The organism is Streptomyces zingiberis (assembly GCF_012034935.1).
Taxonomy (GTDB): Bacteria; Actinomycetota; Actinomycetes; order Streptomycetales; family Streptomycetaceae; genus Streptomyces; species Streptomyces zingiberis.
This window is the reverse complement of the sequence record NZ_JAATEN010000020.1, coordinates 17,355-34,760: the sequence shown is the minus strand read 5'-3', so window position 1 is coordinate 34,760 and position 17,406 is coordinate 17,355. Positions and strand designations below refer to the sequence as shown.

At 74.5% G+C, this 17,406-nt stretch carries 10 protein-coding genes; 7 read left to right on the top strand and 3 right to left on the bottom strand.

What is annotated here, in order from left to right; genetic code table 11:
- Positions 1 to 382: 382 nt before the first annotated feature.
- Positions 383 to 3,553 carry a helix-turn-helix transcriptional regulator gene (locus HCK00_RS21375; RefSeq protein ID WP_446459019.1) on the top strand — a complete coding sequence of 1,057 codons (3,171 nt, stop codon included), beginning with the start codon at positions 383 to 385 and terminating at the stop codon, positions 3,551 to 3,553.
- A gap of 344 nt (positions 3,554 to 3,897) precedes the next feature.
- Here HCK00_RS21375 and HCK00_RS21370 read toward each other — a convergent pair whose 3' ends face one another.
- From HCK00_RS21370 to HCK00_RS21360, 3 genes are all read right to left on the bottom strand, one after another.
- Entirely contained in the window at positions 3,898 to 4,071 is a 174-nt protein-coding gene (locus HCK00_RS21370; protein WP_168103647.1) for a DUF6191 domain-containing protein, read from the bottom strand.
- A gap of 124 nt (positions 4,072 to 4,195) precedes the next feature.
- The gene (locus tag HCK00_RS21365; RefSeq protein ID WP_311765419.1) at positions 4,196 to 5,338 is read right to left on the bottom strand and encodes a PQQ-dependent sugar dehydrogenase; all 1,143 of its coding nucleotides are present in this window, start codon (positions 5,336 to 5,338) and stop codon (positions 4,196 to 4,198) included.
- 489 nt (positions 5,339 to 5,827) lie between these two features.
- Positions 5,828 to 6,907 (bottom strand): aldo/keto reductase, encoded by a 1,080-nt coding sequence (locus HCK00_RS21360; RefSeq protein ID WP_168103705.1) that lies wholly within the window; start codon positions 6,905 to 6,907, stop codon positions 5,828 to 5,830.
- A 143-nt stretch (positions 6,908 to 7,050) separates the two neighbouring features.
- Here HCK00_RS21360 and HCK00_RS21355 point away from each other — a divergent pair, with 143 nt between their 5' ends.
- The 6 genes from HCK00_RS21355 (at position 7,051) to serA (ending at position 17,313) form a co-directional block, all read left to right on the top strand.
- Complete coding sequence (locus HCK00_RS21355) at positions 7,051 to 8,091, top strand: 2-hydroxyacid dehydrogenase (protein WP_168103645.1); 1,041 nt, start codon at positions 7,051 to 7,053, stop codon at positions 8,089 to 8,091.
- Positions 8,092 to 8,453: 362 nt separating this feature from the next.
- On the top strand, positions 8,454 to 11,408 hold the full coding sequence (locus HCK00_RS21350; RefSeq protein WP_375781990.1) for a putative bifunctional diguanylate cyclase/phosphodiesterase: 2,955 nt from the start codon (positions 8,454 to 8,456) through the stop codon (positions 11,406 to 11,408).
- Between the two features lie 205 nt (positions 11,409 to 11,613).
- Entirely contained in the window at positions 11,614 to 13,479 is a 1,866-nt protein-coding gene (locus HCK00_RS21345) for an acetolactate synthase large subunit (protein WP_168103643.1), read from the top strand.
- A gap of 111 nt (positions 13,480 to 13,590) precedes the next feature.
- Entirely contained in the window at positions 13,591 to 14,115 is a 525-nt protein-coding gene (ilvN, locus tag HCK00_RS21340; protein WP_168103642.1) for an acetolactate synthase small subunit, read from the top strand.
- A 263-nt stretch (positions 14,116 to 14,378) separates the two neighbouring features.
- Complete coding sequence (ilvC, locus tag HCK00_RS21335) at positions 14,379 to 15,377, top strand: ketol-acid reductoisomerase (RefSeq protein ID WP_168103641.1); 999 nt, start codon at positions 14,379 to 14,381, stop codon at positions 15,375 to 15,377.
- Between the two features lie 343 nt (positions 15,378 to 15,720).
- Positions 15,721 to 17,313, top strand: a complete 1,593-nt coding sequence (gene serA / locus HCK00_RS21330; RefSeq protein WP_168103640.1) for a phosphoglycerate dehydrogenase — start codon at positions 15,721 to 15,723, stop codon at positions 17,311 to 17,313.
- Positions 17,314 to 17,406: the final 93 nt, after the last annotated feature.

Below are 17,406 nucleotides of genomic sequence, written 5' to 3'. Positions count from 1 at the left end.
GCTCGCCGTGTCCCGCGCCGGATCGTCGCGCTCGCCGTGTGCCGGGCCTGACCGGTCGCGGCCGGCGGGGCCCGGTGTACCACCGGCCCTGTGCCACCCGCTCCGGCGCCGCCGTCCCGGTCCCGGTCGCCTGCCGCCGGCGCGTGCTCGTCCCCGCCGGCGGCGGCCGCGGTCCGCCGCGTGGCGCGGGCCCCTGGCAGGGATCCGGCCCGGTCGGTCCCGGCGCCCGGGGCGTGCCGTCCCGCGGGGCCGCCGGGCCCCGTCCGCTCCTCCGTCGCGCGGGGCCGCCCCGCCCCCGTCCGCTCTTCCGTCCCGAACGGCTGTGCCCGTGTCCTCCCCCGATGCCATGCTGTACGGCGTGCGAGCAGCCTCCGTCAGTCCCGTGTTCGTCGGCCGTGCCGAGGAACTGGCCACGCTCACCGGCGCGCTCGCCCGCGCCGCCGCGGGCGAGCCGCAGACCCTGCTCGTCGGTGGCGAGGCGGGGGTGGGCAAGAGCCGCCTGCTGGAGGAGTTCCTCGCCGTCGCCCGGCGGGACGGGGCGGAGACCGCGGTGGGCGGCTGTCTCGAACTCGGCGCGGACGGTCTGCCGTTCGCCCCCTTCGCCACCGCGTTCCGTGCCCTGCGCCGCCGGCTCGGCCCGGAACTGGAGCAGGCGGCGGCCGGCCGTGAGGGTGATCTGGCGCGGCTGCTGCCCGACATGGCGCCGCCGGAGCCCGCGCCGCGGACCGGCCTGGGCCGCGAGGGTGAGGAACAGGAGGGCCGCGCCCGGCTCTTCGAGGTCACCGCCCAACTCCTGGAGCGGCTCGCCGGCGGGCGCACGCTGGTCGTCGTCATCGAGGACCTCCACTGGGCCGACCGCTCCACCCGGGAACTGCTCGGCTACCTCTTCCGGTCCCTGCACTCCTCCCGCCTGGTGCTGCTCGCCAGTTACCGCACGGACGACGTCCACCGCCGCCACCCGCTGCGGCCCTTCCTCGCCGAGCAGGACCGGCTGCGCACGGTGCGCCGTGTGGAACTGCCCCGGCTCAGCCGGGAGGAGGTCCGCCGCCAGCTCGCCGGCATCCGCGGTGCCGAGCCCGGCGACCGCCTCGTCGATCAGATCTTCGAACGCTCCGAGGGCAACCCGTTCTTCGTCGAGGAGCTGGCCACCAGCGACCCGGCCTCCTGCGGGCTCAGCGACTCCCTGCGCGACCTGCTGCTGGTCCGGGTGGAGGCGCTGCCCGAGGACGTCCAGCGCGTCGTGCGGCTCGCCGCCCGCGACGCGGCGGTGGGGTACCGGCTGCTCGCGGCCGTCACCGGCATGGGGGACGACGAACTCATCGAGACGCTGCGGGCCGCCGTGGGCGCGGGTGTCCTCGTCCCCACCGGCGACGGGGACGGCTACCGCTTCCGCCACGCCCTGCTCCGCGAGGCCGTCCTGGACGATCTGCTGCCCGGTGAGCGCTCCCGCCTCAGCCGGCGCTATGCCGAGGCGCTGGAGGCCGATCCGGCGCTCGTCCGGCCCGAACAGCGCGCCGCCCGGCTCGCCAGTTACTGGTACACCGCCCACGACGCGGTCAAGGCGCTGCCCGCGGTACTCGCTGCGGCCGGGGAGGCCCGCCGCCGGCACGCCTACGCCGAACAGCTGAAGCTGCTGGAACGCGCCATGGAGCTGTGGGAGGACGTCCCGCCCGGCGAGCGGCGCGGCCTGCCGGAGCTGGGCCACCCGGAGTCCTACCCCCGCTGCGGCTGCGCCGGGGAGGGGTGCGACTGCCGCCCCACGCTGGTGGACGTGGTGGCCGACGCCGTGGTGGCGGCCCGCTGGGACAACTCCGCGGAGCGCTCCCTCGCGCTGGCCGGGAAGGCGCTGAAGATGCTCGACGAGCGGCGCGACCCGGTCCGCGCCGCCTGGTTCTGGGCGCAGCGGTCCCGGCTGATGACGGCCACGGGCCGCGGGGACGGCTGGGCGGAGATCGCCCGCGCCCAGGAGCTGCTGCGCGGGCTGCCGCCGTCCGGCGTCCACGCCGACGTCCTGAACCTCGCCGTCACCTGGCATTCCGTGCACGCCTCGGACGGCGACACCCTGGCCCTGGCCGAACGCGCGGTGGAACTGGCCGGGCTGGTCGGCACCGCGGCGGTGAAGATCTCCGCCCGGGTGACGCTCGCCTGGCTGCGCATCGGCGCGGGCGAACAGGAGCAGGGCATCGCCGAGATGTACGCCGTGCGGGACGAGATCGCGCGGTCGCCCGTCCCCCGGGTGATGGGCCGGGTCCACGGCAACCTCGTGGACCTCCTCCACAAGACCGGCCGCTCGGCGGAGGCGGTGGAGGCCGCGCGGGAGGGCATCGCGGCCCTGGAGGACGAGGGCCTGCGCGACGGCGCCGCGTTCGTCGCCGGCAACCTCGCCGAGGCGCTGCTGGAACTCGGCGCGTGGGAGGAGGCCGCCGGAGTCCTCGGCGCCTACCGCGGCCAGGCCCGCACCTCCTGCGCCCGCGCCTCGATCGCCCTTCATGACGCCGCGCTCGCCCTGGACCGGGGCGATCACGACCAGGTGGGCGCCCACGTCGACGACTGCCGCCGCCACCTCGGCCGGAACAGCTCGGAACCGCAGTACGAACTGCCGCTCGCCGTGCTGGGGATACGGCGCGCCTCGGCGGCGGGCCGGTTCGAGGAGGCCCGCTCCGTCCTCGAACGCGCCCTCGGCCCGCTGCCCCTGCTGGGCCAGGAGCCGTACGTCTGGCGGCTGCTGGTGGCCGGCGCGGCTCTGGCCGCCGACGCCCGGGGGCTGCCGGGCCACGACGAGGCGGAGTGGCGGGCCCTGACCGGCCGGCTGTGGGCGGCGGCCCGCCGCGTCGCGCACCGGGCGCCGCTCTGGGCCGCCTGGTCCCGCCGGTTCGACGCCGAACTGGCCCGCGCCCGCGGTGAACACGACCCCGGCCGCTGGGCGGAGGCGGCCGCGGCCTTCGAGCCCTACGGCTACCCGTACGCCTCCGCCGTGATCGCGCTGCGCCGGGCCGAGGCCGTGCTCGGCGCGGCCGGCTCCTGGGGACCCGCGGCGGCCGGCCCGCTGAGCGCGGCGGACGGGCCGGCCGGCGCCGGCGGGGCTCCGGAGGCGGGCCGCGGGACGCGCGGGGAGCAGGGCCGGGAGGCGGTACGGGAGGCGGCGCGGGAGACGGCCGGGCGGCTGCTGGCGGAGGCGTACTCCACGGCGGTGCGGCTGGGCGCCCGTCCGCTCCGCGAGGACATCACGATGCTGGCCCGCCGGGCCCGGCTCCCCCTGCCCGGGCCGGGCGCGCCAGCCGGGGCGGAACCCGGCGCCCCCGGTCCGCGCGCCCCCGGCGACCCGGCCGCGTCGCTCGGGCTGACCCCCCGGGAGCGGGACGTCCTGCGGCTGGTCACCGCCGGGCGGAGCAACCGGGCGATCGCCGGTGAGCTGTTCATCTCCCCGAAGACCGTCAGCGTCCACGTCTCCAACATCCTGGCGAAGCTGGGCGTGGCCGGACGCGGCGAGGCCGCCGCGCTCGCGCACCGGCTGCGGCTGTTCGCCGGGGAGGAGACGGAGAGCGTCCGCTGAGAAGGGGCGGGACGGGGCGGGGCGGCGGGGGCCGGCCGGCGAGGGCGGGGCGGCGGGGCCGCGGTGACCTGCCGGCTCGCGGGGGCTCGTTCCCAGGGGTGGTGCGGCGCGAGCGGCGCGGGCCGGGTGCCCACGGGCGGCGCGCGCCGGGGCCCGCCGGGCGGGCGGAGAGCGCGTCCCACGGGGGCAGCGGCGGGTGGTGTCCTGTCACGCCGGAGACGCCGAGGACGCGCGGGCCGGGCCTCCGGGGGCCCACCCGGTGGCACCCCGGCGGGCCGTGCGCCCAGGCCCGCCGGTGCCCCGGGAGGAGCGGGGGAACGCCGAGGCGAACGACGGGGAGCCGCTCAGGCGGTGCCCTCCCGGGGCGGCCGGATCAGCACCCGCCCCGAGGCCAGGTCCACCGGGCCGCGCCCCGGGTCGGCGTCCCCGGGGGAGCGCACGACCAGTTCGAGACGGTTGCGCTCCTCCTCGGTGTGCGCCCGGCCGGGCGCGAACAGTTCGTGGAGGATGTTGAACATCGGCGTCGTCCCGTCTTAGGTCCCGCTCGGAGTCTCCCGCGCCCCGTGCACCGCGGGGGCGATTCGCCGCGCCGCGCCCCCCGGCGTCGCCGGAGTACCGCCCGTACGGCCGCGCCGCCCCGTCTCAGGAGACCTCGAGCCGCAGGATGCGGTCGTCGTCGCCGTCCGGCGAGCCCCGTCCGTCGGTCTCGCTGGTGACCACCCACAGATCGCCGTCGTCCGTGGCGACGACGGTGCGCAGCCGGCCGTACTCGCCCTCCAGGAACGCCTGCGGGTCCGCCGCCGGGCGGGCGCCGTCCAGCGGGATCCGCCACAGCCGCTCCCCGCGCAGACCCGCCATCCACACCGAGCCCTTGGCCACGGCGATGCCGCTGGGCGAGGCCTGGTCGGTCCGCCACTGCTCGACCGGGGCGGTGAACTCGCCGCCGCTCCCGTCGCGGCCCTCCGCCTCCGGCCAGCCGTAGTTGCCGCCCTTCTCGATCAGGTTGAGCTCGTCCCAGGTGTGCTGCCCGAACTCGGAGGCCCACAGCCGCCCCTGGGCGTCCCAGGCCAGCCCCTGGACGTTGCGGTGGCCCCAGGAGTACACGACCGACCCGGGGTCGGGGTTGCCCTTCGCCGGCTCCCCGTCCTCGGTCATCCGCAGGATCTTCCCGCCGAGGGAGTCGCGGTCCTGGGAGAGCCCTTCCCGGCCGCTGTCGCCGGTGCCCGCGTAGAGGTCGCCGTCCGGGCCGAAGGCGATCCGGCCGCCGTTGTGGATCGTCCCCCGGGGGATGCCGCGGAGCACCGTGTCGACGGCGCCGAGCTGCTTGCCGGCGGGCCGGTCCGGGGAGTAGAGCATGCGCACGATCCGGTTGTCGGAGGCCGTGGTGAGATAGGCGTAGATCATTTTCTCGCCGTCGTCCGGGACGGCGATGCCGAGCAGGCCCCCCTCGCCCTCGGCGGCCACCCCCGGCACCGTGCCGGCCTCGGTCTTCTTCCCGCTGCCGGCGTCCACGCGGAGGATCTTGCCGGAGTCGCGCGAGGAGACCAGGAGATCCCCGCCGGACAGCGGCGCGAGCCCCCACGGGGTGTCCAGGCCCGTCGCCACCGTCCCGGTGACCTTCGCCGACCCCTTGGCCGGGGCGGGGGAGGGGGACGCCGACGGGGTGGAAGAGCCCTCGGAGGTCGGGGACGCGGAACCCGCGGCCCCACCGGCCCCGCCCCCGTCCGAGGAGCAGCCGGCGGTGAACACCAGCGCGGCCGCGGCCAGCGCGGCGGATACGGTCACAGCGGGGCGTCGTCGCACGACGGGCTGTCCTCTCCTCGGGTCCGGGCGGCGGCGCGGGGGAAACCGCCGCCTCTGTCGGCGTCCACTCGGCCGGCACCTACTCGATGACTCGGCACCACCGAGTGTGCAGGCTTTCCCCACGGAAGCGGAAACACCCCACCGGACGCGGAGGGCCGGCCGGGCGGTGGCGGGGCCGGGAGGTGGCGGTGGGGAGGCGGGACGGAACGGCACCGAACGGTACCGAACGGCGCCGAACGGCACCGAACGGCACCGAACGGCGCCGCGGGCGGCGTGAAACTGCGCCGGGCCGCCGGGTCGCCGGGCGGAGCCGCCCCGCCGAAGCGGCGCTCCGTCCGGGCGTTTCCGGTCCGCGGCGCCCGTGACCGCCATCCCGTCGCAAAGGGCCGAAGGGCCAAAGGGCCAAAGGGCAGAGCGGCAGGCGGGAGCACCGGCGGAGCCGCGTGGAACCGCACCGGCGAGCCCGGTCGTTCACGGCCGGGTGGCCGGCTCCCAGGAGCCCTGCGCCGCCGGGAGGCCGGCGATCTCCGCGAGGTCCCGCTCCGTCAGCCGCAGGGCCGCGGCGGCCGCGTTCTCCACCGCCCAGTGGGCGTTCTTCGTCCCCGGCACGGGCACCACGTGCCGGCCCCGGGACAGCACCCAGGCGAGTGCCACCTGGGCCGGCGTCGCCCCGTGCCGGGCGGCCACCCGGCGCAGCCCGGCCACGATCGGCTGGTTCGCCGCCATCATCTCCGCCGTGAACCGTGGGTGCCGGGCCCGCAGGTCGTCCGGTTCGAACCCCTGACCGGGGGTCAGGGTGCCGCTGAGGAAACCGCTGCCGAGGGGCATCGCGGCGAGGAAGCCGACCCCGCGCGCCTCGCACCAGGGCACCAGGGACGTCAGGGCCTCCGGCGACCACACCGACAGCTCCGCCTGGACCCCGCTCACCGGGAAGACCTGCTGCACCCGCTTCAGCTGCCGCAGGGTGCCCTCGTACACGCCCGCCGGCCGGGGCGGTCCGGTTCCGGCCGCTGCTCCGTTCCCGCCGGTGGGGCGGCGGCGCGCCCGGGGCGCCCGGCCTTCCGGCCCACGCGGCCGCACACCCACCGCGCACAGCCCCAGCGCCCGGACCTTGCCCGCGGTGACCAGGTCGGCCATCGCCCCCCAGGTCTCCTCCACCGGGACCTCCGGGTCCGCGCGGTGCAGCTGGTACAGGTCGATCACGTCGGTCTGCAGCCGGCGCAGCGACGCGTCGCAGGCCCGCCGCACGTAGGCCGGACGGCCGTTGGCGACGATGTGCTGGTCGCCGGCGAGCAGCCCGCACTTCGTGGCCACGAAGGCCTCCGCGCGCCGCTGCCGGAGCACCCGGCCCACGAGGAGTTCGTTGGTGAACGGCCCGTACATGTCCGCGGTGTCCAGGACGGTGCAGCCGTGGTCCAGGGCGGCGTGCACGGCGCGCAGCGAACGCTCGCCGTTCTGCTGCGAGGTGGTGTAGCCCCAGCTCATCGGCATACAGCCGAGACCCGTCGGCCCCACCGAGAAGGCACCCGCGCCGATCGTCCTGCGCTCCACCTGGTTCCGCACCCCTCCTGGGCCCCGCCCGGCCCGCCCGCGCGGGGCGAAGGGGCCGTGGTCCTGTGCCGTGGCCAGGGGCGACCGCCCCCCGCAGCACAGTAACCTCTGCCGGCCGGGCCCCCGGCACTAGGCTCCTGGGCATGAGTTCCGACGTGTGGCTGCCCGTTCCGCTCGACGCCCCCGGGGACCCCGACGGCTCCGGCGGGCCCCCCGGTCGCTTCCGCTACCTCCACTGGGACGGTGAGTCCGGCTTCCCCGGTGACCCGGCCCGCTGCGTCTTCTACGGCGTCCCGTACATGAAGAGCCAGGAGACGGTCCTCCGGCCGCTGAAGCAGATGACCTCCCTCCAGGTCGTCCAGACCCTCACCGCCGGCGTCGACCACGTCCTGCCGGCCGTGCCGGAGCTGCCGCCCGGCACCCGGCTGTGCAACGCCCGCGGTGTCCACGAGGCCAGTACGGCGGAGCTGGCGCTGACGCTCATCCTGGCCTCGCTCCGCGGCGTCCCGTCCTTCGTCCGGGCCCAGGACGCCGGGGAGTGGCGGCCCGCCTTCCGCCCGGCGCTGGCCGACAAGCACGTGCTGATCGTGGGCTACGGTTCGATAGGCAGCGCCGTCGAGGACCGGCTCACGCCTTTTGAATGTGCGCGGGTGACGCGCGTCGCGCGCTCTGCCCGAGCCACCACGCGCGGCCCCGTGCATCCGATGGAAGAACTGCCCGGACTCCTGCCCGAGGCCGATGTGGTGGTGCTCGTCACCCCGCTCACGGAGGAGACCCGGGCCATGGTGGACGCCGGTTTCCTGGCCCGGATGAAGGACGGGGCGCTGCTGGTGAACGTCGGCCGGGGCCCCGTCGTCGACACCGGCGCCCTGCTCGCCGAGACCGCGGCCGGGAGGCTGACCGCGGCGCTCGACGTCACCGACCCCGAGCCGCTGCCCGCGGGCCATCCGCTGTGGAGCACGCCCGGGGTGCTCATCACCCCGCATGTGGGCGGTCCCAGCTCGGCGTTCCTGCCGCGCGCCCGGCGACTGCTGCGGAGCCAGTTGGAGCGCTTCGCCGCGGGGCAGACGCTGGACAACGTCATCGTCGAAACCGCCGTGACGGCCGCGGACGGTGCTTCCGACGGGGACGGCGCGGCCGCCGGTGGCGCGGGCGCGGGTGCCGCGGCGGAGAGGGAAGGCTGAACGGCCCCGCACGGGGACGGCCCTGCGGGCGGCTCCGCCCGCGGGGCCGGGGACGGTTCACGCGGGCGGGGCGACACGATCTGCTGCCGCACGAGCGCGGAGTGTACTTGACTCCGAGTAAATTGTCACGCAGCGTGTGTGAGCTATGTCGCTGCGTGACGATGCTGGTGTATCGTCCCGACCGGGGACCGTGCCGCGAACCCTTCGCGGTGCGGCGAAGGACCGTGACTCAAGGGGGGCGACGGCATGCGCGGCCGATGGAAGAACGAGGATCAGGTGGGGACCGGCCGCCGGCGACAGCCGGCCCCCGGGCCCCGGAGGGGCGAACCGCACCGCAGGACAACACCGCCCTGGGGGGTCCGGTGAGCGCCCGGGGGGCGGCGGCCCCCGGACTCCGCAGAGGGCTCCTCCCGCAGCTGTTCTTCGCGCTGGCCTGCGCCGGATACGCCACCGGCGCCGCCCTCGGCTGGGGGTCCCCGACCCTCGCCCTGGCCATGGGGGACTTCGGTCTCAGCGCGGCCGCCCTCGTCGCCGCCGTGTCCTGCGCCTGTTATGCCCGGATCCGCCCCTGCCAGCGCCCGGCCTGGCTGCTGTTCGCGCTCTCCTCGGTGATGGCCGCCGCGGGGAACTTCGTCTGGGGCTGGTACGAGGTGGTGCTGGGCCGGCCGGTGCCCGAGCCCTCGGCCGCGGACTACTGCTTCCTGCTCTTCGCGCCGCCCGCCATCGTCGGCCTGCTGGTCCTGGCCAAGCGCCCCGTGACGAGGGCCCGCTGGGTCTGCCTGGGGCTGGACGCCTGGCTCATCGGCGGCTCGCTGCTCACCCTCTCCTGGAGCCTGGCGCTGGCGCACGCCGCGGACGGGCCCGGCGGCAGCGTGGCCCAGACCGCCCTCGCCCTGGCCTATCCGCTGCTCGACATCGCGCTGGTGAGCATGGTGCTCGTGCTGCACTTCCGGCGGTCCTCGCCGAACCGCAGCGCCATCAACACCGCCATCGCCGCGCTCGCGCTGACCGTCCTGTGCGACGCCCTCTTCACCTCACCCCTCTTCCGTGAGGGCTACCATTCCGGGCAGTTGCTGGACGCGGGCTGGTTCACCGGATCCCTGCTGCTCGCCTACGCCCCCTGGGTCGGCCGGCACGACAAGGCCGAGGAGGAGCGGGAGCGCCGTACCCACGCCGCCGTCCGCGACGGCACGGCGCCCTACCCCGGCGGCATGCCCTTCGCCGGTTCGCTCGCCGCGCTCGCGCCGTATCTCGCCGCCGCCGTCTGCACCCTGGGCATCCTGCAAACCGTGATCGCCGGCGACCGGGTCGACCCCGTCGTGATCGTCACGGCCTGCACCGTCGTGCTCGCCCTCGTCGTGCGCCAGGGCATCATGCTGATGGACAACATCTCCCTCACCCAGGAACTGGCCTACCAGGAGAGCCACTTCCGCTCGCTGGTGCAGGGGTCGAGCGACGTCATCATGATCGCGACCCCCAGCGGCACCCTGCGCTACGTCTCCCCGGCCGCGGCCGGGGTCTACGGCATCGGTCCGGAGGACCTGGTCGGCTCCCGGCTCTCCTCGCTGATCCATCCCGAGGACGTGGACGGCGTGATGCGCGAGGTCGGGCGGCTGCTCTCGGCACCGCCGGAGACCGAGCCCACCACCCGGATCGAGTGCCGGTTCCGCGCGGGAGGAGGGCGCGCCGCCGGCGGCGCCTGGCTCAACGTCGAGTCCACCGTCAACCGGCACGAGGGCGGGCTGATCTTCAACAGCCGTGACGTCACCGAGCGGGTCCGTCTCCAGGCGCAGCTGAGGCACAGCGCCGAGCACGACCCGCTGACCGACCTCCCCAACCGGGCCCTCTTCACCGAGCGGGTGCGCCGCGCCCTCGGCGGCCGCCGGTCCACCGACCCCGGCACCGCCGTGCTCTTCATCGACCTCGACGGCTTCAAGGCGGTCAACGACACCATCGGCCACCAGGCCGGTGACGAACTGCTGATCCACGCGGCCCGCCGGCTGCGGGAATCCGTACGGGCCGGGGACACCGCCGCCCGCCTCGGGGGCGACGAGTTCGCCGCCCTCATCCTCGGGGACGGCTGCCGGAACCGGGCCGACTGCGAGCTGCGCATCTCCGAGATCGCCGACCGGCTCCGGCTGGCGCTGTCCGAGCCCTACCGGGTCGCCGGCACCGAGGTCCGGGTGGCGGCCTCGATCGGTGTCGCCTTCGCCGAACCAGGCATCAGCCCCGGCACGCTGATGCGCAACGCCGACCTCGCGATGTACCGCGCGAAGGCCGCCGGCAAGGACCGGGTCGAGCTCTACGTCCCGGCGATGCAGGAGGAAGTGGTCCGCCGGACCGAACTGGCCGGCCGGCTCCGTGCCGCGCTCGACGACGGTGAGTTCGCTCTGCTCCACCAGCCGGTGGTGGAGCTGGTCGGCGGCCGGCTCAGCGCTCTCTCCGCGCAGGCCCGCTGGCGGTCCGCGCAGGGCATCCTCTTCGCCCCCGCGGAGTTCCTGCGGGTCCCGGAGCCCGGCAAGGGCAAGGGCGGCGACCGCGGCGCCGAGCTGGACCGCTGGCTCCTGGAGCACGCCGTGGAGCAGGCGGCGGCCCGGCACCGTGCCGGATACCCCGTCCCGGTGACCGTCCGGCTCTCCGCGGCCCGGCTGATGGACCGCACCATGCCGCTGGGTACGGTCGAATCGCTGCTCAGCCGGCACGGGCTGCCCTCCGGCGGGCTCGTCATCGAACTCTCCGGCGGCGACCCCAAGGTCCCGCTGGACGAGCTGGAGCGCCGTCTCGCCGCCCTGCGCAGGCTCGGGGTCCGGATCGCCCTGGACGCCTTCGGCAGCGGCTACGCCGCGATCAGCGCGCTGCGCCGGCTGCCGGTGGACGTGCTCCGGCTCGACCGCGAGCTGGTCGAGGGCCTGGTGGAGTCCCCGCGCGCCCACAAGATCACCGCCGGGCTGCTGAGGATCGCGGCCGATCTGGGTCTGGAGACGGTCGCCGACGGCGTGGACCGGCCCGAACAGGTGGCCGCGCTGCGTTCCCTGGGCTGCACCCATGGCCAGGGCATGGCCTTCTCGGGGCCGGTCGACGAGTACCGGCTGCGCCGCGCGCTGGCGCGCGGCGGCTACCCGGTGCCGCACGCCGGCGCGGGAGGACTCCGCGAAACCGTGCCCGCGGGCCGGGCGGGGACGCCGTCCCTGCTGGTCCCGGAGGTACAGGCGGTGCCGAGGCACTCGCTGGGCGGGGAGCCGTGGGAGGGGACACGGGACACCATGCCCGGTACGGCGCTCCGCTCGAATAGTGAGACGCCGGTCCCACCCACTTGACACTCCCCGCGGGCCGGGGAAGAGTCGGAGCCATGCGCACCCGAATCCTCGTACTTGGACAGCGCGTCGGCTGAAGCAGGTCCCGCACCACGCCTGCTGACCACACCGGCGCGCTCCCCTCGCTTGCCTCGCGGCACGAGGGGTTTTTTGTTGCACCGGTGACCACAAACCGGAACAAACCCAGACAGACCATCTCGGAAAGAGAATGCCGATGACCGAGCAGGCCACCGGGGTCCCGCACCCGCACCCCCGGCCCCGTGGCGGTGCCCCCTCCAGCAGCACCGTCGAGAAGGACGTCACGGGCGCGCAGTCCCTCATCCGGTCTCTTGAGGAGGTGGGCGCGGACACGGTGTTCGGCATCCCCGGCGGCTGCATCCTCCCGGCGTACGACCCGCTGATGGACTCCTCCCGGGTCCGGCACGTCCTGGTCCGGCACGAGCAGGGCGCGGGCCACGCCGCCACCGGCTACGCGCAGGCCACCGGCAAGGTCGGCGTCTGCATGGCCACCTCCGGCCCCGGCGCCACCAACCTGGTCACCCCCATCGCCGACGCCCACATGGACTCCGTCCCGCTGGTCGCGATCACCGGCCAGGTGGCCTCCCGGGCCATCGGCACGGACGCCTTCCAGGAGGCGGACATCTGCGGCATCACCATGCCGATCACCAAGCACAACTTCCTCGTCACCGACGCCGACGAGATCCCCCGCACCATCGCCGAGGCCTTCCACATCGCGGCGAGCGGCCGCCCCGGCCCGGTCCTGGTGGACATCGCCAAGGACGCCCTCCAGGCGAAGACCACCTTCACCTGGCCCGCGCCCGTCGAACTGCCGGGCTACCGGCCGGTCACCAAGCCGCACGCCAAGCAGATCAGGGAGGCGGCCAAGCTCATCTCCCAGGCCCGCCGTCCCGTGCTGTACGTCGGCGGCGGGGTGCTGAAGGCCCGCGCCACGGCTGAGCTGCGGGTGCTCGCCGAGCTGACCGGGGCGCCGGTCACCACCACCCTGATGGCGCTGGGCGCGTTCCCCGACAGCCACCCGCTGCACGTGGGCATGCCGGGGATGCACGGTTCCGTGACCGCCGTCACCGCGCTGCAGAAGGCCGACCTGATCATCGCCCTCGGCGCCCGCTTCGACGACCGCGTCACCGGCAAGCTGGACTCCTTCGCGCCGTTCGCCAAGGTGGTGCACGCCGACATCGACCCGGCGGAGATCGGCAAGAACCGCACGGCGGACGTGCCGATCGTCGGCGACGCCCGCGAGGTCATCGCCGATCTGATCGTCGCCGTGCAGGCCGAGCACGAGGAGGGCCGCGCGGGCGACTACCGCGACTGGTGGACCAGCCTCAACCGCTGGCGGGACACCTACCCGCTCGGATACGACCTGCCGGAGGACGGCAGCCTCTCGCCGCAGCAGGTCATCCAGCGCATCGGCGAACTCGCCCCGGACGGCACCGTCTACACCGCGGGCGTCGGCCAGCACCAGATGTGGGCCTCGCACTTCATCCGCTACGAGAAGCCGGGCACCTGGCTCAACTCCGGCGGCGCGGGGACGATGGGCTACGCCGTCCCGGCCGCCATGGGCGCCAAGGCCGGCCTCCCCGGCTCCACCGTCTGGGCCATCGACGGCGACGGCTGCTTCCAGATGACCAACCAGGAGCTGGCCACCTGCGCGCTGAACAACATCCCGATCAAGGTCGCGATCATCAACAACGGCGCTCTGGGCATGGTCCGCCAGTGGCAGACCCTCTTCTACAACCAGCGGTACTCCCACACCGCGCTGCACTCCGGGACCGTCCCGACGGACGGCGCGGCGGCCTCCCAGGGCACGCGGGTCCCCGACTTCGTGAAGCTCTCCGAGGCCATGGGGTGTGTCGGACTGCGCTGTGAGAACCCGGAGCAGCTGGACGCCGTCATCGAGAAGGCCAACTCGATCAACGACCGGCCCGTCGTCGTGGACTTCATCGTCCACGAGGACGCGATGGTCTGGCCGATGGTGGCGGCCGGCACCTCCAACGACGAGGTCATGGCGGCGCGCGGCGTCCGTCCCGACTTCGGCGACGGCGAAGACGACTGATCCCCCGGATCCGCGAGCCCGGTCCCGGGCCGCGGGCCGCGCGGGCCGGCCCGGCTCTGCCGGGTCACCCGGTCCGTGCGGCCCGCGCGAGAAGAAGAGAGACCCAGCCCCATGACCAAGCACACCCTCTCCGTCCTGGTGGAGAACACCCCCGGCATCCTGGCCCGGATCGCCGCGCTGTTCTCCCGGCGGGGATTCAACATCGACTCGCTGGCCGTCGGCGTCACCGAGCACCCGGACATCTCCCGGATCACCATCGTGGTGAACGTCGAGTCGCTGCCGCTGGAGCAGGTCACCAAGCAGCTCAACAAGCTCGTCAACGTGCTGAAGATCGTCGAGCTGGAACCCGGCTCGGCGGTGCAGCGGGAACTCGTCCTGGTGAAGGTCCGGGCGGACAACGAGACGCGCTCGCAGATCGTCGAGATCGTGCAGCTTTTCCGCGCCAAGACCGTCGACGTCTCCCCCGAGGCCGTCACCATCGAGGCGACGGGCAGCAGTGACAAGCTGGAGGCCATGCTCCGGATGCTGGACCCCTTCGGTATCAAGGAACTGGTCCAGTCCGGCACGATCGCCATCGGCCGCGGCGCCCGCTCCATCACGGACCGGTCGCTGCGCGCGCTGGACCGATCCGCATAGCGAGACCCCCCGCCCCGGCGCCGTCCATCGGCATACGGTGGGGCCGCACCCCGCGGCCGCGCCGGGACGCGCCGGACGCACCCGGCGGGACCCGCCGGCACGCGGCGCGGGCAGGATGGCACACCCGCGGAACACGCCGTGGGCAGGACGACGCACACGTGCGGGACCGCGGGGAACCGCGGGGAACCGCGGGGAACCGCGGGAACCGCAGAAGAAAACAGCACACACCGAAGCACGACAGGAACATCAAGGAGATACCCGAAGTGGCCGAGCTGTTCTACGACGACGACGCCGACCTCTCCCTCATCCAGGGCCGCAAGGTGGCGGTGCTGGGGTACGGCAGCCAGGGCCACGCCCACGCGCTGTCGCTGCGCGACTCGGGCGTCGACGTCCGCGTCGGCCTCCCCGAGGGTTCCAAGTCCCGCCCCAGGGCCGAGGAGCAGGGGCTGCGCGTGGTGACCCCCGCCGAGGCCGCGGCCGAGGCCGACGTCATCATGATCCTGGTGCCGGACCCGATCCAGGCCCAGGTCTACGAGGAGTCCGTGAAGGACCACCTCGGCGAGGGCAAGGCCCTCTTCTTCGGCCACGGCTTCAACATCCGCTTCGGCTTCATCCAGCCCCCGGCCGGTGTCGACGTCTGCATGGTCGCCCCCAAGGGCCCCGGTCACCTCGTCCGCCGCCAGTACGAGGAGGGCCGCGGCGTGCCGTGTATCGCGGCCGTCGAGCAGGACGCCTCCGGGAACGCCTTCGCGCTGGCCCTGTCCTACGCCAAGGGCATCGGCGGCACCCGTGCCGGGGTCATCAAGACGACCTTCACCGAGGAGACCGAGACCGACCTCTTCGGCGAGCAGGCGGTGCTCTGTGGCGGCGCCTCGGCGCTGGTGAAGGCGGGCTTCGAAACCCTGGTCGAGGCCGGCTACCAGCCGGAGATCGCCTACTTCGAGTGCCTGCACGAGCTGAAGCTCATCGTGGACCTCATGTACGAGGGCGGTCTGGAGAAGATGCGCTGGTCGGTCTCCGAGACCGCCGAGTGGGGCGACTACATCACCGGGCCGCGCATCGTCAACGACGCCACCAAGGCCGAGATGAAGAAGGTGCTGGCCGAGATCCAGGACGGCAGCTTCGCCCGGAACTGGATGGAGGAGTACCACTCCGGCCTGCCCAAGTACAACCAGTACAAGAAGGCCGACGCCGACCACAAGCTGGAGACCACCGGCAAGGAGCTCCGCAAGCTGATGAGCTGGGTCGACGAGCAGGCGTGACGCCTCCGCGGCGCGGTACGCCGAGCGGGTGCGGCCCCGGGCCGTGCTCCCGCCCGCCGGCGTACCGGTCCCGGGCGGCGTGGCCGCCACGCCGCCCGGAACCCGTCCGTCCAACCGGGCGGACGGGTAACGCCGTTCACGCCACGGGGTTCCCCCGGGCGGGGCACACTCCACCGGGGGGATCTTTCGTGGAGGCGCGGGCCGCGTACCCGCACGCGGATACACTGCAGACACAAGCGCGTCAGGCTCACAGCGTCGTGCGTCTTCCACGCGGCTGCCCCCTTCACCGCCTTCGGCCGTCGGGACGGCCGTCCGTCAAGGACAAGTGAGGACTGAGGACCACGTGAGCCCGAAACCTGTCGTACTGATCGCTGAGGAGCTGTCGCCGGCCACGGTCGACGCTCTCGGACCCGACTTCGAGATCCGTCACTGCAACGGCGCCGACCGGGGCGAGCTGCTCCCCGCCATCGCCGAGGTGGACGCGATCCTGGTCCGCAGCGCCACCAAGGTCGACGCCGAGGCGATCGCCGCCGCGCGGAAGCTGAAGGTGATCGCGCGCGCCGGTGTCGGCCTGGACAATGTCGACGTCTCCGCCGCCACCAAGGCCGGCGTGATGGTGGTCAACGCCCCGACCTCCAACATCGTCACCGCCGCCGAACTCGCCTGCGGCCTGATCCTCGCCACGGCCCGCAACATCCCGCAGGCCAACTCCGCCCTGAAGAACGGCGAGTGGAAGCGGAGCAAGTACACCGGCGTCGAGCTGGCCGAGAAGACCCTGGGCGTGGTGGGCCTGGGCCGGATCGGCGTGCTGGTCGCCCAGCGGATGTCCGCCTTCGGCATGCGGGTCGTCGCCTACGACCCCTACGTTCAGCCGGCCCGCGCCGCCCAGATGGGGGTCAAGCTGCTCTCGCTGGACGAGCTGCTGGAGGTCTCGGACTTCATCACCGTCCATCTGCCGAAGACCCCGGAGACCCTCGGGCTCATCGGGGACGAGGCGCTGCGCAAGGTCAAGCCGGAGGTCCGCATCGTCAACGCGGCGCGCGGCGGCATCGTCGACGAGACCGCGCTGGCCAGCGCCCTCAAGGAGGGCCGGGTCGCGGCGGCGGGCCTGGACGTCTTCGCCAAGGAGCCCTGCACGGACTCCCCGCTCTTCGAGTTCGACAACGTCGTGGCGACCCCGCACCTGGGCGCCTCCACGGGCGAGGCCCAGGAGAAGGCGGGCATCGCCGTCGCCCGCTCGGTGCGGCTGGCCCTCGCCGGTGAGCTGGTCCCGGACGCGGTGAACGTCCAGGGCGGCGTGATCGCCGAGGACGTCCGCCCGGGGCTGCCGCTCGCCGAGCGGCTGGGCCGGATCTTCACGGCCCTCGCGGGCGAGGTGGCCGTCCGGCTCGACGTCGAGGTCTACGGCGAGATCACCCAGCACGACGTGAAGGTACTGGAGCTCTCCGCCGTCAAGGGCGTCTTCGAGGACGTGGTCGACGAGACGGTGTCCTACGTCAACGCGCCGCTCTTCGCGCAGGAGCGCGGGGTCGAGGTCCGGCTCACCACCGGGTCGGAGTCCCCCGACCACCGCAATGTCGTCACGGTGCGCGGCACCCTCACCGGCGGCGAGGAGATCTCGGTCTCCGGCACGCTGGCCGGCCCCAAGCACGTCCAGAAGATCGTCTCGGTGGGTGAGCACAGCGTGGATGTGGCGCTCGCCGACCACATGGTCTTCCTGCGCTACGCCGACCGGCCGGGCGTGATCGGCACCCTCGGCCGCATCCTGGGCGAGGCCGGGCTGAACATCGCCGGGATGCAGGTCGCGCGGGCCGCCCAGGGCGGCGAGGCGCTGGCCGTACTGACGGTGGACGACAGCGTTCCGCAGACGGTGCTCACCGAGATCGCCGAGGAGACCGGCGCCACCTCGGCGCGCGCGGTCAACCTCGCGGACTGAGCCGCCGCGGGCCGGGCGGGCGTGCGCGCACGCGCCACGTGCCACGCGCCGGCCCGCCTGGCCGACTTCCCGCGTCCACCGCCGGGCCGCCCT

Bases quoted from the DNA above. Each gene is read 5' to 3' on its own strand.
- ilvN (WP_168103642.1), top strand. From the start codon at position 13,591: ATGACCAAGCACACCCTCTCCGTCCTGGTGGAGAACACCCCCGGCATC.
- HCK00_RS21345 (WP_168103643.1), top strand. From the start codon at position 11,614: ATGCCGATGACCGAGCAGGCCACCGGGGTCCCGCACCCGCACCCCCGG.
- HCK00_RS21370 (WP_168103647.1), bottom strand. From the start codon at position 4,071: ATGTTCAACATCCTCCACGAACTGTTCGCGCCCGGCCGGGCGCACACC.
- HCK00_RS21355 (WP_168103645.1), top strand. From the start codon at position 7,051: ATGAGTTCCGACGTGTGGCTGCCCGTTCCGCTCGACGCCCCCGGGGAC.